Source organism: Pseudomonas sp. TWRC1-2, assembly GCF_049896685.1.
Lineage (GTDB): Bacteria > Pseudomonadota > Gammaproteobacteria > Pseudomonadales > Pseudomonadaceae > Aquipseudomonas.
The window spans coordinates 372,980-386,868 of record NZ_JAFCUU010000003.1; the positions used below are offsets into that span (position 1 = coordinate 372,980).

At 60.9% G+C, this 13,889-nt stretch carries 14 protein-coding genes; 8 read left to right on the plus strand and 6 right to left on the minus strand.

All coding sequences use genetic code 11. The features are described from left to right. The first annotated feature begins 3 nt into the window (after nt 1-3). The 3 genes from ACP7B3_RS10550 to rsd all read left to right on the plus strand — a co-directional run bounded on the left by ACP7B3_RS10550 (nt 4) and on the right by rsd (nt 2,671). Nucleotides 4-1,245: a heme biosynthesis protein HemY gene (locus ACP7B3_RS10550; RefSeq protein ID WP_145158050.1), complete on the plus strand. Its 1,242-nt coding sequence runs from the start codon at nt 4-6 to the stop codon at nt 1,243-1,245. Nucleotides 1,246-1,481: 236 nt separating this feature from the next. Continuing rightward, a complete protein-coding gene (locus tag ACP7B3_RS10555; protein ID WP_242199642.1) occupies nt 1,482-2,003 on the plus strand; it encodes a disulfide bond formation protein B in 522 nt (173 codons plus the stop codon). A gap of 209 nt (nt 2,004-2,212) precedes the next feature. Then, entirely contained in the window at nt 2,213-2,671 is a 459-nt protein-coding gene (gene rsd, locus ACP7B3_RS10560; RefSeq protein WP_106575814.1) for a sigma D regulator, read from the plus strand. Nucleotides 2,672-2,724: 53 nt separating this feature from the next. On the opposite strand, the gene ACP7B3_RS10565 is transcribed toward rsd, so the two are convergent. Continuing rightward, nucleotides 2,725-3,402: an FKBP-type peptidyl-prolyl cis-trans isomerase gene (locus tag ACP7B3_RS10565; RefSeq protein ID WP_145158047.1), complete on the minus strand. Its 678-nt coding sequence runs from the start codon at nt 3,400-3,402 to the stop codon at nt 2,725-2,727. A 192-nt stretch (nt 3,403-3,594) separates the two neighbouring features. On the opposite strand from ACP7B3_RS10565, the gene ACP7B3_RS10570 reads away from it, so the two are divergent. Continuing rightward, nucleotides 3,595-4,737, plus strand: coding sequence for an AlgP family protein (locus ACP7B3_RS10570; protein ID WP_426178760.1), 1,143 nt, complete (start codon nt 3,595-3,597; stop codon nt 4,735-4,737). On the opposite strand, the gene ACP7B3_RS10575 is transcribed toward ACP7B3_RS10570, so the two are convergent. After that, nucleotides 4,734-5,198 (minus strand): TIGR02444 family protein, encoded by a 465-nt coding sequence (locus ACP7B3_RS10575; RefSeq protein WP_426178761.1) that lies wholly within the window; start codon nt 5,196-5,198, stop codon nt 4,734-4,736. The two genes, ACP7B3_RS10570 and ACP7B3_RS10575, sit on opposite strands and share 4 nt — an antisense overlap. 50 nt (nt 5,199-5,248) lie before the next feature. On the opposite strand from ACP7B3_RS10575, the gene ACP7B3_RS10580 reads away from it, so the two are divergent. The 3 genes from ACP7B3_RS10580 (at nt 5,249) to ACP7B3_RS10590 (ending at nt 8,453) form a co-directional block, all read left to right on the plus strand. Beyond that, nucleotides 5,249-7,159, plus strand: a complete 1,911-nt coding sequence (locus ACP7B3_RS10580) for an ATP-binding cassette domain-containing protein (RefSeq protein ID WP_426178762.1) — start codon at nt 5,249-5,251, stop codon at nt 7,157-7,159. Next, the gene (locus tag ACP7B3_RS10585) at nt 7,159-7,731 is read left to right on the plus strand and encodes a mechanosensitive ion channel family protein (protein ID WP_145158036.1); all 573 of its coding nucleotides are present in this window, start codon (nt 7,159-7,161) and stop codon (nt 7,729-7,731) included. Before ACP7B3_RS10580 ends, ACP7B3_RS10585 begins: the two co-directional genes overlap by 1 nt. Before the next feature lie 89 nt (nt 7,732-7,820). Beyond that, nucleotides 7,821-8,453, plus strand: coding sequence for a LysE family transporter (locus ACP7B3_RS10590; protein WP_145158033.1), 633 nt, complete (start codon nt 7,821-7,823; stop codon nt 8,451-8,453). Between the two features lie 140 nt (nt 8,454-8,593). On the opposite strand, the gene ACP7B3_RS10595 is transcribed toward ACP7B3_RS10590, so the two are convergent. Genes ACP7B3_RS10595 through ACP7B3_RS10610 form a run of 4 tightly spaced genes read right to left on the minus strand, consistent with a single transcriptional unit; the run spans nt 8,594 to nt 11,737 of the window. Continuing rightward, complete coding sequence (locus tag ACP7B3_RS10595) at nt 8,594-9,334, minus strand: penicillin-binding protein activator LpoB (protein WP_426178763.1); 741 nt, start codon at nt 9,332-9,334, stop codon at nt 8,594-8,596. 3 nt (nt 9,335-9,337) lie between these two features. After that, nucleotides 9,338-9,925: a penicillin-binding protein activator LpoB gene (lpoB, locus tag ACP7B3_RS10600; protein ID WP_106575805.1), complete on the minus strand. Its 588-nt coding sequence runs from the start codon at nt 9,923-9,925 to the stop codon at nt 9,338-9,340. A gap of 35 nt (nt 9,926-9,960) precedes the next feature. Next, on the minus strand, nt 9,961-10,332 hold the full coding sequence (locus ACP7B3_RS10605; protein ID WP_106575804.1) for a YcfL family protein: 372 nt from the start codon (nt 10,330-10,332) through the stop codon (nt 9,961-9,963). Between the two features lie 10 nt (nt 10,333-10,342). Then, entirely contained in the window at nt 10,343-11,737 is a 1,395-nt protein-coding gene (locus ACP7B3_RS10610) for a COG3014 family protein (protein ID WP_242199652.1), read from the minus strand. A gap of 256 nt (nt 11,738-11,993) precedes the next feature. On the opposite strand from ACP7B3_RS10610, the gene ACP7B3_RS10615 reads away from it, so the two are divergent. Then, entirely contained in the window at nt 11,994-13,889 is a 1,896-nt protein-coding gene (locus tag ACP7B3_RS10615; protein ID WP_426178764.1) for an FTR1 family protein, read from the plus strand.

A 13,889-nucleotide genomic window follows, 5' to 3' on the forward strand; every position in this document is an offset into this window, starting at 1 on the left:
CCGATGAAGCGTTTCTATGTGATCCTGGTCCTGGCAATTGCGATCGCCCTGGGGCTGGGCGTGGGCATTTCCAAGCACACCGGCTACGTGCTGATTACCTATCCCCATCTGCTGCATTACGAGTCGAGCCTGTGGGCGACGCTGGTGGCCGTGTTTGCCGTCGGCCTGGCGATCTATCTGATCCGTGTGTTGCTGAGCCTGCTCAGCACTTCCGGTGGTGTGGTCAACCCATGGTCGCGACGTAACCGCAGTCGCCGGGTACAAATTGCGATCGAGCAGGGCCAGATGGACCTCGCTGAAGGTCGCTGGGCCAGTGCCGAACGCCACCTGCACCGCGCCGCCGAAGCGGAGCGCCAGCCATTGTTGTACTACCTTGGCGCGGCACGTGCGGCCAATGAGCAGGGCCGTTATGAAGAGTCCGACGGTTTGCTGGAGCGCGCTCTGGAGCGCCAGCCTCAGGCTGAGCTGGCGGTTGCCTTGAGCCATGCGCAATTGCAGATGGACCGTGGCGATACAGAAGGCGCCTTGGTGACCTTGCAGGCGATGCACGAGCGTCATCCGCACAATCCGCAGGTGTTGCGCCAGTTGCAGCGTCTGCATCAGCAGCGGGGCGATTGGTCTTCAGTGATTCGCTTGTTGCCGGAGCTGCGAAAAGACAAAGTCCTTCCCGCCAGCGAGCTGGCCGAGCTGGAGCGTCGCGCCTGGGGTGAAAACCTCGGGCTGGCGGCCCAGCGTGAAGAGCAGGGCGAGGCAGGCTTGCAGTCTCTTGATCGGGCGTGGGAGCAACTCACTTCCGCCCAGCGCCAGGAGCCACAGCTGGTTCTGGCTTACGCCGAGCAACTGCGCCGGCTGGGTGCCGACGCCAAGGCTGAAGAGGTGCTGCGCAGCGCCATCAAACGCGGCTATGACAGCCACTTGATCCGGCTTTATGGTTTGTTGCGGGGCGCTGATTCGGCCCGTCAGTTGAAGTTTGCCGAAGGCTGGCTCAAGGACCACCCGGGAGATGCCAGCTTGTTGCTGACCCTGGGCCGCCTGTGCCTGCAAAACAGTTTGTGGGGCAAGGCGCGCGATTACCTTGAAAGCAGCCTGCAGGTGCAACGCAACCCTGAGGCCTGCGCTGAGCTGGCACGGCTGTTGGCCCAATTGGGTGACACCGAGCGCAGCAACCAGCTGTTCCAGGAGGGTCTGGGGCTGCTTGACAGTCGCTTGCTGGCCTCGCCGTTGCCCATGCCCGCGCGCGTCTGAAGTAGGAAAGAGGGCGAAGGTTGGCTCGGATGTTTCTGAGAGCCAACCCTTCGTTAGCCTGTAAATACTGGGTCTAAAGCGCTACGTAGTAAATTCCTACTGATAGCTGCTTAAAGTCATCCAGGGTCTGACGAGATATCCCTATGCTCTCGCGGAATTGCCTGCTCTAACGAGTATTGAAAGGGGTCAGGCCTTTCCTCTACCGTGACGGCCTATCTCTTGCGGTACGGATAACAATGTCTTTGGCCCCTTCACGCTCCTTGTTTTTCCTGGCGTTCATGGCTGGTGTGCTGACGTTGGGCGCGTCGTTTTATCTCGAGTACGGCGCGCTGCTACGCCCGTGTTTCCTTTGCCAGCTGCAACGTATTTTTCTGGCAGCCTTCACGCTGATCAATCTGGTCGCGGCGATTCATAATCCAAAGCGCTCTGCGGTTTACCTCTACGGGTTTGCCAGCATGGGCTGCGCATTGCTCGGCGCTATCACTGCCGTACGCCAGGTGCTGCTACAAAATGCCGCACCGGAGCAGACCACCGATTGCTGGCCAAGCCTGCACTACATGATTGAAAACCTGTCGCTGTGGCAAGCACTGCAATTGACCGTCAAAGGCACCGTCGATTGCGTTGAGATCAACTGGACACTGTTCGACCTCAGCGTTCCCGAATGGAGCTTGCTGTTCTTTTTGGCCATGCTGATGCTGGGCATCCTGCAGTTTTCACGGTCGTTGTTAAGTCGCAGATGGGGCGTCGCAAGGCCTTGAACGTGTGTCGCGGGTCGTAGGACGGGATTAAACACTTGTATGAACTTTCTCTCCTGCGTACCTTGAAGCCATAGTCATGCGGGCATAATCTGGCCCGCACGCATTATCGAAACCGTTTGCCAAATGCGGCCTTGTCCGGCTGCTGCTTTTATCCTTGAGTGTTGCGCGGGCACAGGCGGCAGCGCCCCCTATAGGGAAGAGAGATCATCATGCTGGAAAGTTGTCAGAATGCTCAGGAACGCTGGGGTGGGGTGCACAAGCTGATCGACAGCTGGTTGAAGGCACGTCACGAACTGGTTCGGGCCTTTGATGCTCTCGGCGCCAAGCCCGAAGCATTGGGTGAGAATCGCGAGCCGCTGCAAGACTTTTGCGCTGTGTTGGTGGACTACGTGTCTGCCGGACATTTCGGCGTCTACGAACAACTGACCAAAGAGGCGGAAGCCTTTGATGATCAGCGTGGTCTGGACTTGGCCGAGACCATCTACCCGCGCATCGACGTCATTACGGAAAAACTGCTGGTGTTCACCGAATTGTGCGATGCCGGCAAATGCGTTGCCGAAAAATTCAAAGAGCTTGGCGGGCTATTGCACGAACGTTTCGAGCTGGAAGATTGCCTGATCGAAGTGTTGCACAACGCTCACAAAGAAGAGGCCGCTACCCAGGCCTGAGCCTTGGCGGCGAGACAAAAAACGGTGCGCATGGCGCACCGTTTTTCATTGGGTCAGTGGCGAGTGCCGAGCAATTCGATCTCGAACACCAGCGGCGTATAAGCGGGGATCAACTCGCCAGCACCGTCGGCGCCATAGGCTTGGGCGGATGGGATCACCAGACGCCATTTCGCGCCGACCGGCATCTGTTGCAGCGCGCTGCTCCAGCCGCTGATCACACTGTCCAGGCGAAACCATTGCGGTTGCGTGCTCTGATCGAAGACAGTCCCGTCGGGCAACCGCCCTACGTATTTCACTTGCACCTCATCACTGGCCAACGGCTTGCTGCCGGTGCCAGGCGTCAGCTCCGTGAGCAGGATGCCATTCGATAACTCACGCACGCCGGCTGCTGCTTTTTCCTTGGATAAAAATTGCTGTTCGGCAGCGAGTGCTTTTTCACTTTGCGGCGCCTCAGCCTCGGCCGCGCTCTGTGCTTCGTGCTCGGCGAGGATCTGCTCGATACGTGCATTGTCCAGCGCCAGTGGTTTGCCCTGATAGGCTTGTTTAAGGCCATCGATCAACGCCTGAATCTGCAGGTCGGGCACTTCCTGGCGCAGTCGTTCGCCGAGGCTGGCGCCCAGGCTGTAAGCAAGGTCGTGCGGGTCTTGGGCAGTAGTTTTTGACGGCGATTGTTCTGCCGCATGGGTCATGGAAACTACCAAGCCAAGCATTAAAAAAAGGTAACGCGACATGGTTATTCTCCCGCCGAAAGTGCGACGGATTATGCCAGTGTGAGTGCGCAAAAAGTGCCGTGGTTTTTCGTTATATCGATAAGAATTTTCCTACGGTGCAACGCAAGGCAAACGATACTGTCAACATGCCCTAGCGGCGGTAAGAGCAGAGGGCTAGTATGAGCCGCACCCACGTCAGCCAGGAGGTAAACCATGTCGGCCAAACAGAAGCCTGTAAATACCCCGTTGCATTTACTCCAACAACTTTCGGGCAGCTTGCTCGAACATCTGGAAAGCGCGTGTTCCCAAGCCTTGGCTGATGCAGAAAAACTGCTCGCCAAATTGGAAAAACAACGCGGTAAAGCGCAAGAAAAGCTGCACAAATCCCGTACCAAACTGCAAGACGCCGCCACTGCCGGCAAGGCCAAGGCACAAGCCAAAGCCAAAGACGCCGTTAAGGAACTTGAGGATCTGCTGGACGCCCTCAAGGATCGCCAAGCTGAAACCCGCACCTACATTTCCCAACTCAAACGCGATGCTCAGGAAAGCCTGAAACTGGCCCAGGGCGTTGGTCGTGTGAAAGAAGCCGTGGCTAAAGCACTGGGCGCTCGCACGCCAGCAAAAGCCGTTGTGTCGAAGGCTTCGACTAAGGCCGCGTCCAAGTCCGCTGCTGCCAAGCCAGCCGCTAAAACTGCTGCTGCAAAACCGGCCGCCAAGCCAGCCGCTAAAACTGCTGCTGCAAAACCGGCCGCCAAGCCAGCCGCTAAAACTGCTGCTGCAAAACCGGCCGCCAAGCCAGCCGCTAAAACTGCTGCTGCAAAACCAGCTGCCAAGCCAGCCGCTAAAACTGCTGCTGCAAAACCAGCCGCCAAGCCAGCTGCCAAAACTGCTGCTGCAAAACCAGCCGCCAAGCCAGCTGCCAAAACTGCTGCTGCAAAACCAGCCGCCAAGCCAGCCGCTAAAACTGCTGCTGCAAAACCAGCCGCCAAGCCAGCCGCTAAAACTGCTGCTGCAAAACCAGCCGCCAAGCCAGCCGCTAAAACTGCTGCTGCAAAACCAGCTGCCAAGCCAGCCGCTAAAACGGCTGCTGCAAAACCGGCGGCCAAGCCAGCTGCCAAACCGGCTGCTGCAAAACCAGCTGCTAAGCCAGTTGCCAAACCGGCTGCTGCAAAACCAGCTGCTAAGCCAGCCGCAAAACCCGCTGCTGCAAAGCCAGCCGCCAAGCCTGCACCGGCCAAGCCTGCAACCCCGGCAGCTCCGGCTGCAACCCCGGCAGCGTCCACCGCTCCAACTGCGCCGGCCAGCAGCACGCCTGCACCGGCAGCGCCAAGCACCACCCCAACCAGCGCTTCCTAAGTGCCGGTGGCCTCGACGCGCAGCGACTGCAGCGCGTCGTGGTCAAGGTTGGCGGCTCCGGTCGCCAAGCCTTCAAGCCATCTCGATTGACCCCCTTTCTCGCCAGTCGGCCATGTTTGCGCCAGCACTTGCAGGCGCGTCAGCAACTGCCGTTCAGCTTCCAGCTCCAGGGCCTTGACCCGTTCGCGTAGCGTCGCCAATTGCGCATCCTGCTGCGCCATGGTTCGCCACTGCACGCGTACCTGTCGCAACGGTTCGACCACGTCTTGCTGCCACGGCTGCGCAATCTGGCGCAACGCCTGCATGCGTTCGGCGGTCGGTGCAACGCCGCGCTGCTCCAGCCAGGCGCCGCAGAGCAACAGGCACACATCCGCGCCTTGTGCCTGCAAGCGCAGGCAAGCAGCTTCAACGCCCGGGTGGGCATACGTCGAGAGGGCAAAGCTCCACAGGTCAGCGCACATATTCACACCCAAGCCAGCGGCCAACGAAGCTGGTAGACTCCGCCGCCATTATGATCCGACTTCAAAGCCTAACATTACAGCGTGGCCCGCAACGTCTTCTTGAAGACGCCGAGCTGACCCTGCACGCCGGTCACAAAGCCGGCCTGATCGGTGCCAACGGCGCCGGCAAATCCACGTTGTTCGCCCTGTTGCTTGGTGAGCTGACCCCGGATTCCGGGAATTGCCTGCTGCCGGCCGACTGGCGCATCGCCCATATGCGCCAGGAGATCGACACCCTGGACCGCATAGCGATCGACTACGTGCTCGATGGCGACCTGCGCCTGCGTCAGGTGCAACACGACCTGGCCGAGGCCGAGACAGCCCAGGACGGCGCCGCCCAGGCCCGCCTGCACTCGGAACTCGACAGTGCCGACGGCTACACCGCTGACGCTCGCGCCCGCAAGATGCTGGCCGGCCTGGGTTTTACCAATGAACAGATGGACCGCCCGGTCGCCGACTTCTCCGGCGGCTGGCGCATGCGCCTGAACCTGGCCCAGGCGCTGATGTGCCCGTCCGACCTGTTGCTGCTCGACGAACCGACCAACCACTTGGACCTCGATGCGATCCTGTGGCTGGAAGATTTCCTCAAGAGCTACCCGGGCACCTTGCTGCTGATTTCCCACGACCGGGATTTCCTCGACGCCGTGGTCGACAATATCGCCCACGTCGAACAGAAGAAAATCACGCTCTACCGTGGCGGCTACACCGCATTCGAGCGCGCCCGCGCCGAACGCCTGGCTCAGCAGCAGCAAGCGTTCGAGAAGCAGCAAGCGCAACGTGCGCACATGGAAAGCTACATCGCCCGGTTCAAGGCCCAGGCCACCAAGGCCCGTCAGGCCCAGAGCCGGATCAAAGCATTGGAGCGCATGGAAGAGCTGTCGGCGGCCCACGTCGATTCGCCGTTCGATTTCGTGTTCCGTGAGTCGGTGAAGATCTCCAGCCCGTTGTTGGACCTCTCGGATGCACGCCTGGGTTATGGCGACAAAACCATTCTGGAGAAGGTCAAGCTGCAGCTCACGCCGGGCGCGCGTATCGGTTTGCTCGGCCCCAACGGCGCAGGCAAGTCGACGCTGATCAAGAACCTGTCGGGTGAACTGCAACCCCTGGCCGGCCGCCTGACGCGTGGCGAGAACCTGGTGGTGGGCTACTTCGCTCAGCATCAGCTGGATTCCCTCGATTCCAAGGCCAGCCCGTTGCTGCACCTGCAGCGTCTGGCGCCGACCGAACGTGAGCAAACCTTGCGTGATTTTCTGGGTGGCTTCGACTTCCGTGGCGCACGCATCGATGAGCCGGTGTTGAATTTCTCCGGCGGCGAAAAAGCCCGCTTGGCCTTGGCCCTGATCGCCTGGGACCGGCCAAACCTGCTGCTGCTCGACGAACCGACCAACCACCTGGACCTGGAAATGCGCCTGGCGCTGACCATGGCCTTGCAGGAATTCAGTGGTGCGGTACTGGTGGTGTCTCACGATCGCCACTTGCTCAAGAGCACCACCGACAACTTCCTGCTGGTGGCTGACGGCAAAGTCGAAGAGTTCGACGGCGACCTGGACGACTACGCGCGTTGGCTGACGGACTACCGTCTGCGCAACGCGCCGGCCAGCAATACGCCGGTCAACCCGGACAAGACCGACAAGAAGGCCCAGCGCCAGGCCGCCGCCGCCCTGCGTCAGCAGCTGGCGCCGCACAAGCGCGAAGCCGACAAGCTGGAAGCCGAGCTGGGCAAGGTGCACGAGCGCCTGGCCAAGATCGAAACCAGCCTGGGCGACAGCGCCGTGTACGAGGCGGCGCGCAAGGACGAGTTGCGCGACTTGTTGGCCGAACAAGCCAAACTCAAGGTGCGTGAAGGTCAGTTGGAGGAAACCTGGATGGAAGCCCTCGAACTGCTGGAAACCCTGCAAGCGGAGCTGGAGGCGCTGTCCTGATGGAAGCGCTGCAATTGCCATTGCCGACGCAGTGGGTCGAACCGGTCTGGATCGGTGTGCAAATCCTGCTGATCCTGCTGGCGGGTTATCTCGCCCAGCGCTTCGTCGCCAAGGGCCTGAATCGTCTGGGGGAGCGTTACCCGTTCCCGCCACAACTGCTGATGCCCCTGCGTGGCGGCCTGCGCTGGCTGATCATGGGCAGCGCGTTGATCTTTGTGCTGGGCCGTCTCGGCGTGTCAGCCACGGTGCTGTGGACGGCGCTGTCGGGGTTTGTCGCGGTGGCCGCCGTGGCGTTTTTCGCCATGTGGTCGGTGCTGTCCAACCTGCTGTGCGCGATCTTGATTTTCACCGTCGGGCCGTTCCGCCTGGGTGACATTGTCGAGTTGGTGGATACCGTCGACAAACCGGGCGTCAAAGGCCGGGTCGTGGCGATCAACCTGCTCTACACCACGCTGATCGAAGTGCAGGACGCCGGCACCGACAGTGCGATGGTGCAAGTGCCTAACAGCTTGTTCTTCCAGCGCTCGGTGCGGCGTTGGCCAGGCACCCATGTGTTCCCTGGCGACCGCTAGTATTTACATCCTGTAAAAATATCTAGCCAGCCTTTGCTCGGCGGAGTTAGTTTTAGGCTCAATCGCTAACTCTCCCTCTGAGGTGTGTAATGGCACTCGACACATGGCTGGCCTTTTTTGTGGCCAGCTGGATTATTTCCCTGTCCCCCGGCGCTGGCGCCATCGCGTCGATGTCCAGCGGCCTGCAATACGGTTTCCTGCGCGGCTATTGGAATGCCATTGGCCTGCAACTGGGCCTTGCGATGCAGATTGCCGTGGTCGCGGGCGGCCTGGGTGCCATTCTGGCGGCGTCCTCGAACGCGTTTTATGCGATCAAATGGTTTGGCGTGGCGTACCTGGTGTACCTCGCGGTCAAGCAATGGCGCGCGCTGCCCATGGACATGAGCGAAGATTCGGCCATACGCCCGATCGGCAAGCCGCTGGCGATGATGTTCCGTGGCTTCCTGGTCAATGCCAGCAACCCCAAGGCCCTGGTGTTCATGCTGGCGGTGCTGCCGCAGTTTGTGAACCCGCAGGCGCCACTGCTGATCCAGTACCTGATCCTGGGCGCGACCATGATCAGCGTCGATATGATCGTGATGGCGGGCTATACGGGGCTGGCGTCGAAGGTCTTGCGCCTGCTGCGCACGCCTAGACAGCAAAGACGCATGAACCGCACCTTTGCCGGGTTGTTTGTGGGGGCTGCGGGTTTCCTGGCCAGCTTGCATCGCGCAACGACCTGAGGCTGAAAAAACCGGCTAAAAATGTGGGAGCTGGCTTGCCTGCGATAGCATCACCAAGGTGTAACTGATACACCGCGGTGCCTGCATCGCTGGCAAGCCAGCTCCCACATTTGTTTTGTGTTGCGTGTGCAATCGCAGCTTCAGCGCAGAATCTTCGGCGCTTCATCCCTGGGCAGGTTGTTGCGCAGCGCAGGCTTGCCGGGGTCTTGATACCCGCCGCCCAGTTGCTCTGCCAGTTGCCTGGCCACATCCTCACCCAAGGCTTTCGACACCTCCCTTACCACCCGTGGCCGGTTCAGGCTCACGCGCACATCACGGCTGTTCACCAGCTTGGTGTCCTGGCCTTCACCCATCGCGGTAAACGCCGAGGTGATCTCGAAGGTGCGCGTGTTGATCAGGCTGAAATCCGCCACCAGCGTCAGGCCCAGCACGGCCGAGTAGCTGTTGGTGTGGTCCAGGGCGTTGATGTCCTGGGTGAAGTCGATGTCTGACAGGGTGCCGAACAGCACGTAGTCGGCGCCCTTGAAGTTGCCGGCCTTGATGCGCGTGATCACGTCATACACATCGCCCTTGGCGTCGGCGGTGTAAGGCGTGCCCTGTACCAGTTGGAACTGGTGCGACTTGAGAATCTCGCCCTTGATATCTCCGCTGAATTTACGCAGCTCGGCCTGTTCGATGTAGCTGGTGCGGCTCTCATACTCGCTGTAGCTCGACGCACCGCTGGCCTGATAAGCGCTGGCCTGGAAGTTGTTGCTGGCCGAGACCGCGTGGATGTACTCCTCGACGCGCGCCTCGTAGGCAAGGTCAGTCACCGCGATCTTCGGGGCGGCCGAGGCGCCAAAGGCGCACAGCAGGCCGATCATGCCGATCCATGCACGCATTGCTCAGCGCTCCGTGGTTTTGCGGATTTCTTTCTCGTCCATCCATTCGGCCAGGCCGCTCTCGACGTCGATCAGCTGCAGGCTGAATTTGTAGAAGACGTCTTTGTAGTCCGAGCTGCGCTTGACGATGGAGCTGATGGAGCCTTCCAGGCGGTACTTGGCGGCGACCATATTGCCGGTCTTGCTGACGGTGGCTTTTTTGTACAGGCCGCTCTGGTTTTGCAGCTTGAGCTGGTCAACCTGGCTCTGCATATCGGTGTTGTCGCTGGCGAAGCGCGCAGTGCCGGTCTTCATCAGCTGGGTCTTGATCGACGTGGTGATCTCACGGGTGTCGATGTACTCGCTGGTCTTGTTCTTCACGTCATACACCTGCACGACCGGGCGGCCCTGCAAGATGCCGGACTGGGCCAGGGAGCGGGTCATGCTTTCGGCGATCATCTGCAGGTCGGTCGAGCCGAACTCGTTGGTGACCAATTCCACGGCCTTAGAGTCGCCGTAGCTGATGTTCTTGCCGCCAAGGACCGGCGAAGTGTTGGAGCAACCGCTGGCCAACAGGGCAACCACGGCGAGAATCGAGACGCGTGCAAACATGGGGAAATCTCTCTGAAAACTGATAGGTGAAGGCTTCAAGGCGTTTTCACTTCAAGACGAAAGTCCGCCGCCTGAGGCAGGTTGGCGATGGCCGGCAGGAAGGTGGCCTGGTTGGCGTACAGGTTCAGCACTTTCCAGGTTTCTTCATCGCCCACCGGGAAACCGTCGGCGCCCAGCCAGGCAAAGCGGTAATACATCATCTGGTTGCTGCTGGTGATGTTGCTCAGCTGCACCTTGGCCGTGAGAAAGCCATTTTCACGGGCCACACGAATGGCACCGACGGCGATGCCTTTGAACGTGCCCATCACCACGATTTTGCTGGCGGCGCTGCCAGGCTCCGGCGGCGGCGGGGTGGCGCAGCCGGCGAGCAGGACCAGCGCCAGGGCGCCGAGAATGAAATGACGCATAGCGTGCTCCTTAAGGTTGTTTGAGGGCGATGGCCTGGTTGGCAGCACTCGGCACCACATGGGCCGCGAGGCCACCGGCGAATACCTGGTTGCCGACCACGCGCAGGGTGATCACCTGATAGCGCTGGTCGGCCTTGACCGTCACCAGCGTGCCGCCCAGGGCGTTGGGCAGGCTGACCTGGTGGTCGCCGTGCTTGAGGCGCAGTCGCGTCACTTGGGTCAGGTCCGGCAGCGTGCGCCAGGTGCGCGTGTCGGCGCCTTCGGTCACGGCCGAGGCGATGCCCAGCACCAGGCCCGCCATGGGGTTGGTCTTGTTCAGGTTGTTCTGCGCCACGCCACGGCTGACCGCACGCACGGTGGTGCGCAGGATGATCCCCGGCATGTCATCACGCAGGGCGCGGCGCGACATGGCCGTGGTGCTGTTGAGTGCGGTGAGGTTCTGTTGCTTGCCGTCCACGCCGATCTGGGCAAAGGTCGCGGTGGAGTTGTCGGCCTTGATCACCGGGAACGACAGCGGGGTGATCACCAGGTTGCCATTGATCGGGATCGGCAATGGCAGGCGGATCGAATCACGTGCCGGTGCCAGGCCGCTTTGGACCACGATCAGCACGTCGGTCTCATCGGCGCCGACCTTGGACTTGTCCAGCTCAAGCAACGCCTGCTCCAGCAGCGGCGTGTTGGGGCGCAGTTCGGCGGCCTTGCGGTAGCCGGGCGCAGCCAGGTCTTTTTCGCCGAGGGCTTCGTAGACAAAGCCTGCCAGGTAATGGCTGAACGCACTCTGGTAGCTGTTTTTCAGGCCGACCACTTCCGGCGCGTCCAGTGCTTCCACCGGGTAGCCGCGCAGGTCTTTGATCTGAGTGGTGACGCCTTGGCGCTCGGCTTCGTTTTCGCGCTTGAGGTATTCCTTGTCGCGCAGGTCGGCGATCACCGCTTCGCGTTCGTGGGTCTTCTTGATCTCGGTGCGGGCACCGTCGAAGTCGTTCACGGCCAGCAGGTTCAAGGCCATCTGGGTGGTGAGCATGACTTTTTCGTAGTCATAACCTTCGTAGCGACGCACTTTGTCGTTGACCAGGAAACTGCCGAACTGGGCGAGGTACTTTTCGCTGTCGAATTTGACTGACTCTTCCCACTTGTAGACCTGCAGGTCGGCGCTGCGCCAGGCGGTCTGGCTGCCGGTGAGGTCGCCCTTGGCGCGCAACAGCTCGCCCTTTTCGAAGAAATAGAGCAGGTCTTTGTCGTCGCCGGTATTGTTTTTTTCCAGCAGGGTCAGGGCACCGTCGACATTGCCGGTGGCCAGCTGTTGGTTGGTGGCTTGCAGCTCAGTGTCGTAGCTGCGAAACATCGAACAACCGGACAGCAAGGTCACCGCCGCGAGTGCGAGCGGGGTTAAGGCGCGAAATGCCATACAAACTTCTTCCCTGAAAATAATCAGCCGATGTGCCTATTCCTCATAAAAACGAGGAATTAAATTCCCTTTCGCAATAACAGGGCGCGGCATTATAGGCGCCATTACTGGCAAAACAATGGCTTTTTGCTCCGTTTTTTGTGCGATTGCCATCATGTCGACGGCGATATTTCCATCGCCTTATCACTGACGTCTTGAGTCAAACCCCTTAACGTTAAACAATGTGTTACTTCGCATTTCCCTTTGAGATTCATTCATGACTGCCCTTTACCGTTTTCTCGCCTGGCTGCTGCTGCCGGCGCTGATGTCGTGCAGCTTTAATCTGTTGGCGGCAACTGCCGAGGGCGCGCCTCAAGCCTTGCATCTGCTCGATTACATCGGTGCCGACTACCCGCCATCGGTGGACGCGGGCACGGTCGTGGATGAATCCGAATACCGCGAACAGGTGGAATTTCTTGGGGTATTGCAGGGCCTGGTAGCGGATTTACCCGAGAAGCCCGAACGCGCCGATTTGATAAAGGGCGTCAATGAATTGCTGGCGGCGGTGACCGCGCGTGAAGAGGGCACGACCGTCGCCCACCAGGCCCGTCAGTTAGGTGCCAAGTTGGCAGTGGCGTACGAGGTCAGCCAGGCTCCGGCGATCACCCCAGACCCCACGCGCGGCGCACCGCTCTATGCCCAGCACTGCTCGGTATGCCACGGCACTGCGGGCGCTGGTGATGGCCCGGCCAGCACGGGCATGACGCCGCCGCCCGCGAACCTGCGTGACGCCGCGCGCCTGGACCGCCTGAGCCTCTACGCGATCTACAACACACTCGGTCTGGGCGTCGAGGGCACTGACATGCCGTCTTTCGCCGACCAATTGGACGACCGCCAACGCTGGGACTTGGCGACCTACATCGCCGGTTTCACCGCTGACCCGGCTGCGGCAAACAGCGAACAACCCTTCAATCTTGCCGACCTGGCCCGCCAGACCCCCAATGAAGTGCTGGCCGCAAATGGCCCGGCGGCCGCCGCGACGTTCCGCGCCCAGCGTGCGCAGCCGCCGCAGGTCAAGCGTGGCCCGGCGCAGTTGCTCGATTACACCGCGACCACGCTGGACAAGAGCCTCGCCGCGTTCCGCAACGGTGATCACGAGCAGGCCTACGACTTGTCGGTAGCCGCCTACCTGGAAGGGTTTGAGCTGGTGGAAAGCTCGCTGGACAACGTCGACGCCAACGTGCGCAAGGACACCGAGAAAGCCTTGATGGCCTACCGGCAGTCATTGCAGGACGGCCTGCCGATCGAGCAGGTGCAGCAGCGTCTGGACGTGGCCAAGGGCAAACTCACTGAATCTGCCGGCTTGCTGGGCAGCGATGGCTTGAGCTGGTCGTTGAGTTACATCTCCGGCCTCCTGATTCTGTTGCGTGAAGGTCTGGAAGCGATCCTGGTGCTGGCGGCGATTCTGGCTTTCCTGCGTAACACCGGCCAGCAATCGGCGGTGCGCAGCGTCAACGTCGGTTGGGGCCTGGCGCTGTTGGCCGGCCTGGCGACGTGGGCATTGGCGGCGTATGTGATTGACGTCAGCGGCGCCCAGCGCGAATTGCTTGAAGGCTGCACGGCACTGTTCGCCAGTGTGATGGTGCTGTGGCTTGGCGTGTGGATGCACGACCGACGCCACGCGGCGGCCTGGCAGGATTACATCAAGAGCAGCCTGGTGGGCGGCGGCGGGCGCTTCGGCTTTGCCATGCTGGCGTTCTTCTCGGTGTACCGCGAGCTGTTCGAAGTGATCCTGTTTTACGAAACCCTGTGGCTGCAAGCCGGCCCCGCCGGGCACAACGCGGTGCTGGCCGGTGGCGCCACGGCGCTGGTGCTGCTGGTGGGCCTGGCGTGGGTGATCCTGCGCGGCTCGGCGAAGCTGCCCTTGGCGTTGTTCTTCGGCATTAACGCGGCGCTGCTGTGCGCGCTGTCGGTGGTGTTCGCCGGGCATGGCGTGAAGGCCTTGCAGGAAGCCGGCATCTTCGGCACACGGCCGGTGGCGTTCTTTGACTTCGACTGGCTGGGCATCCACGCCGACGCGTATTCGTTGAGTGCGCAGGCCGTGGCGATCCTGGCGATTGTGGTGCTGTACGGCCGCAGCCGCCTGGCAGAAAAACGCCGCGTGGCAGCCTGA

Coding starts and splice junctions, on each gene's coding strand:
- ACP7B3_RS10550 (WP_145158050.1), top strand. CDS start 4: ATGAAGCGTTTCTATGTGATCCTGGTCCTGGCAATTGCGATCGCCCTG.
- ACP7B3_RS10555 (WP_242199642.1), top strand. CDS start 1,482: ATGTCTTTGGCCCCTTCACGCTCCTTGTTTTTCCTGGCGTTCATGGCT.
- rsd (WP_106575814.1), top strand. CDS start 2,213: ATGCTGGAAAGTTGTCAGAATGCTCAGGAACGCTGGGGTGGGGTGCAC.
- ACP7B3_RS10565 (WP_145158047.1), bottom strand. CDS start 3,402: ATGTCGCGTTACCTTTTTTTAATGCTTGGCTTGGTAGTTTCCATGACC.
- ACP7B3_RS10570 (WP_426178760.1), top strand. CDS start 3,595: ATGTCGGCCAAACAGAAGCCTGTAAATACCCCGTTGCATTTACTCCAA.
- ACP7B3_RS10575 (WP_426178761.1), bottom strand. CDS start 5,198: ATGTGCGCTGACCTGTGGAGCTTTGCCCTCTCGACGTATGCCCACCCG.
- ACP7B3_RS10580 (WP_426178762.1), top strand. CDS start 5,249: ATGATCCGACTTCAAAGCCTAACATTACAGCGTGGCCCGCAACGTCTT.
- ACP7B3_RS10585 (WP_145158036.1), top strand. CDS start 7,159: ATGGAAGCGCTGCAATTGCCATTGCCGACGCAGTGGGTCGAACCGGTC.
- ACP7B3_RS10590 (WP_145158033.1), top strand. CDS start 7,821: ATGGCACTCGACACATGGCTGGCCTTTTTTGTGGCCAGCTGGATTATT.
- ACP7B3_RS10595 (WP_426178763.1), bottom strand. CDS start 9,334: ATGCGTGCATGGATCGGCATGATCGGCCTGCTGTGCGCCTTTGGCGCC.
- lpoB (WP_106575805.1), bottom strand. CDS start 9,925: ATGTTTGCACGCGTCTCGATTCTCGCCGTGGTTGCCCTGTTGGCCAGC.
- ACP7B3_RS10605 (WP_106575804.1), bottom strand. CDS start 10,332: ATGCGTCATTTCATTCTCGGCGCCCTGGCGCTGGTCCTGCTCGCCGGC.
- ACP7B3_RS10610 (WP_242199652.1), bottom strand. CDS start 11,737: ATGGCATTTCGCGCCTTAACCCCGCTCGCACTCGCGGCGGTGACCTTG.
- ACP7B3_RS10615 (WP_426178764.1), top strand. CDS start 11,994: ATGACTGCCCTTTACCGTTTTCTCGCCTGGCTGCTGCTGCCGGCGCTG.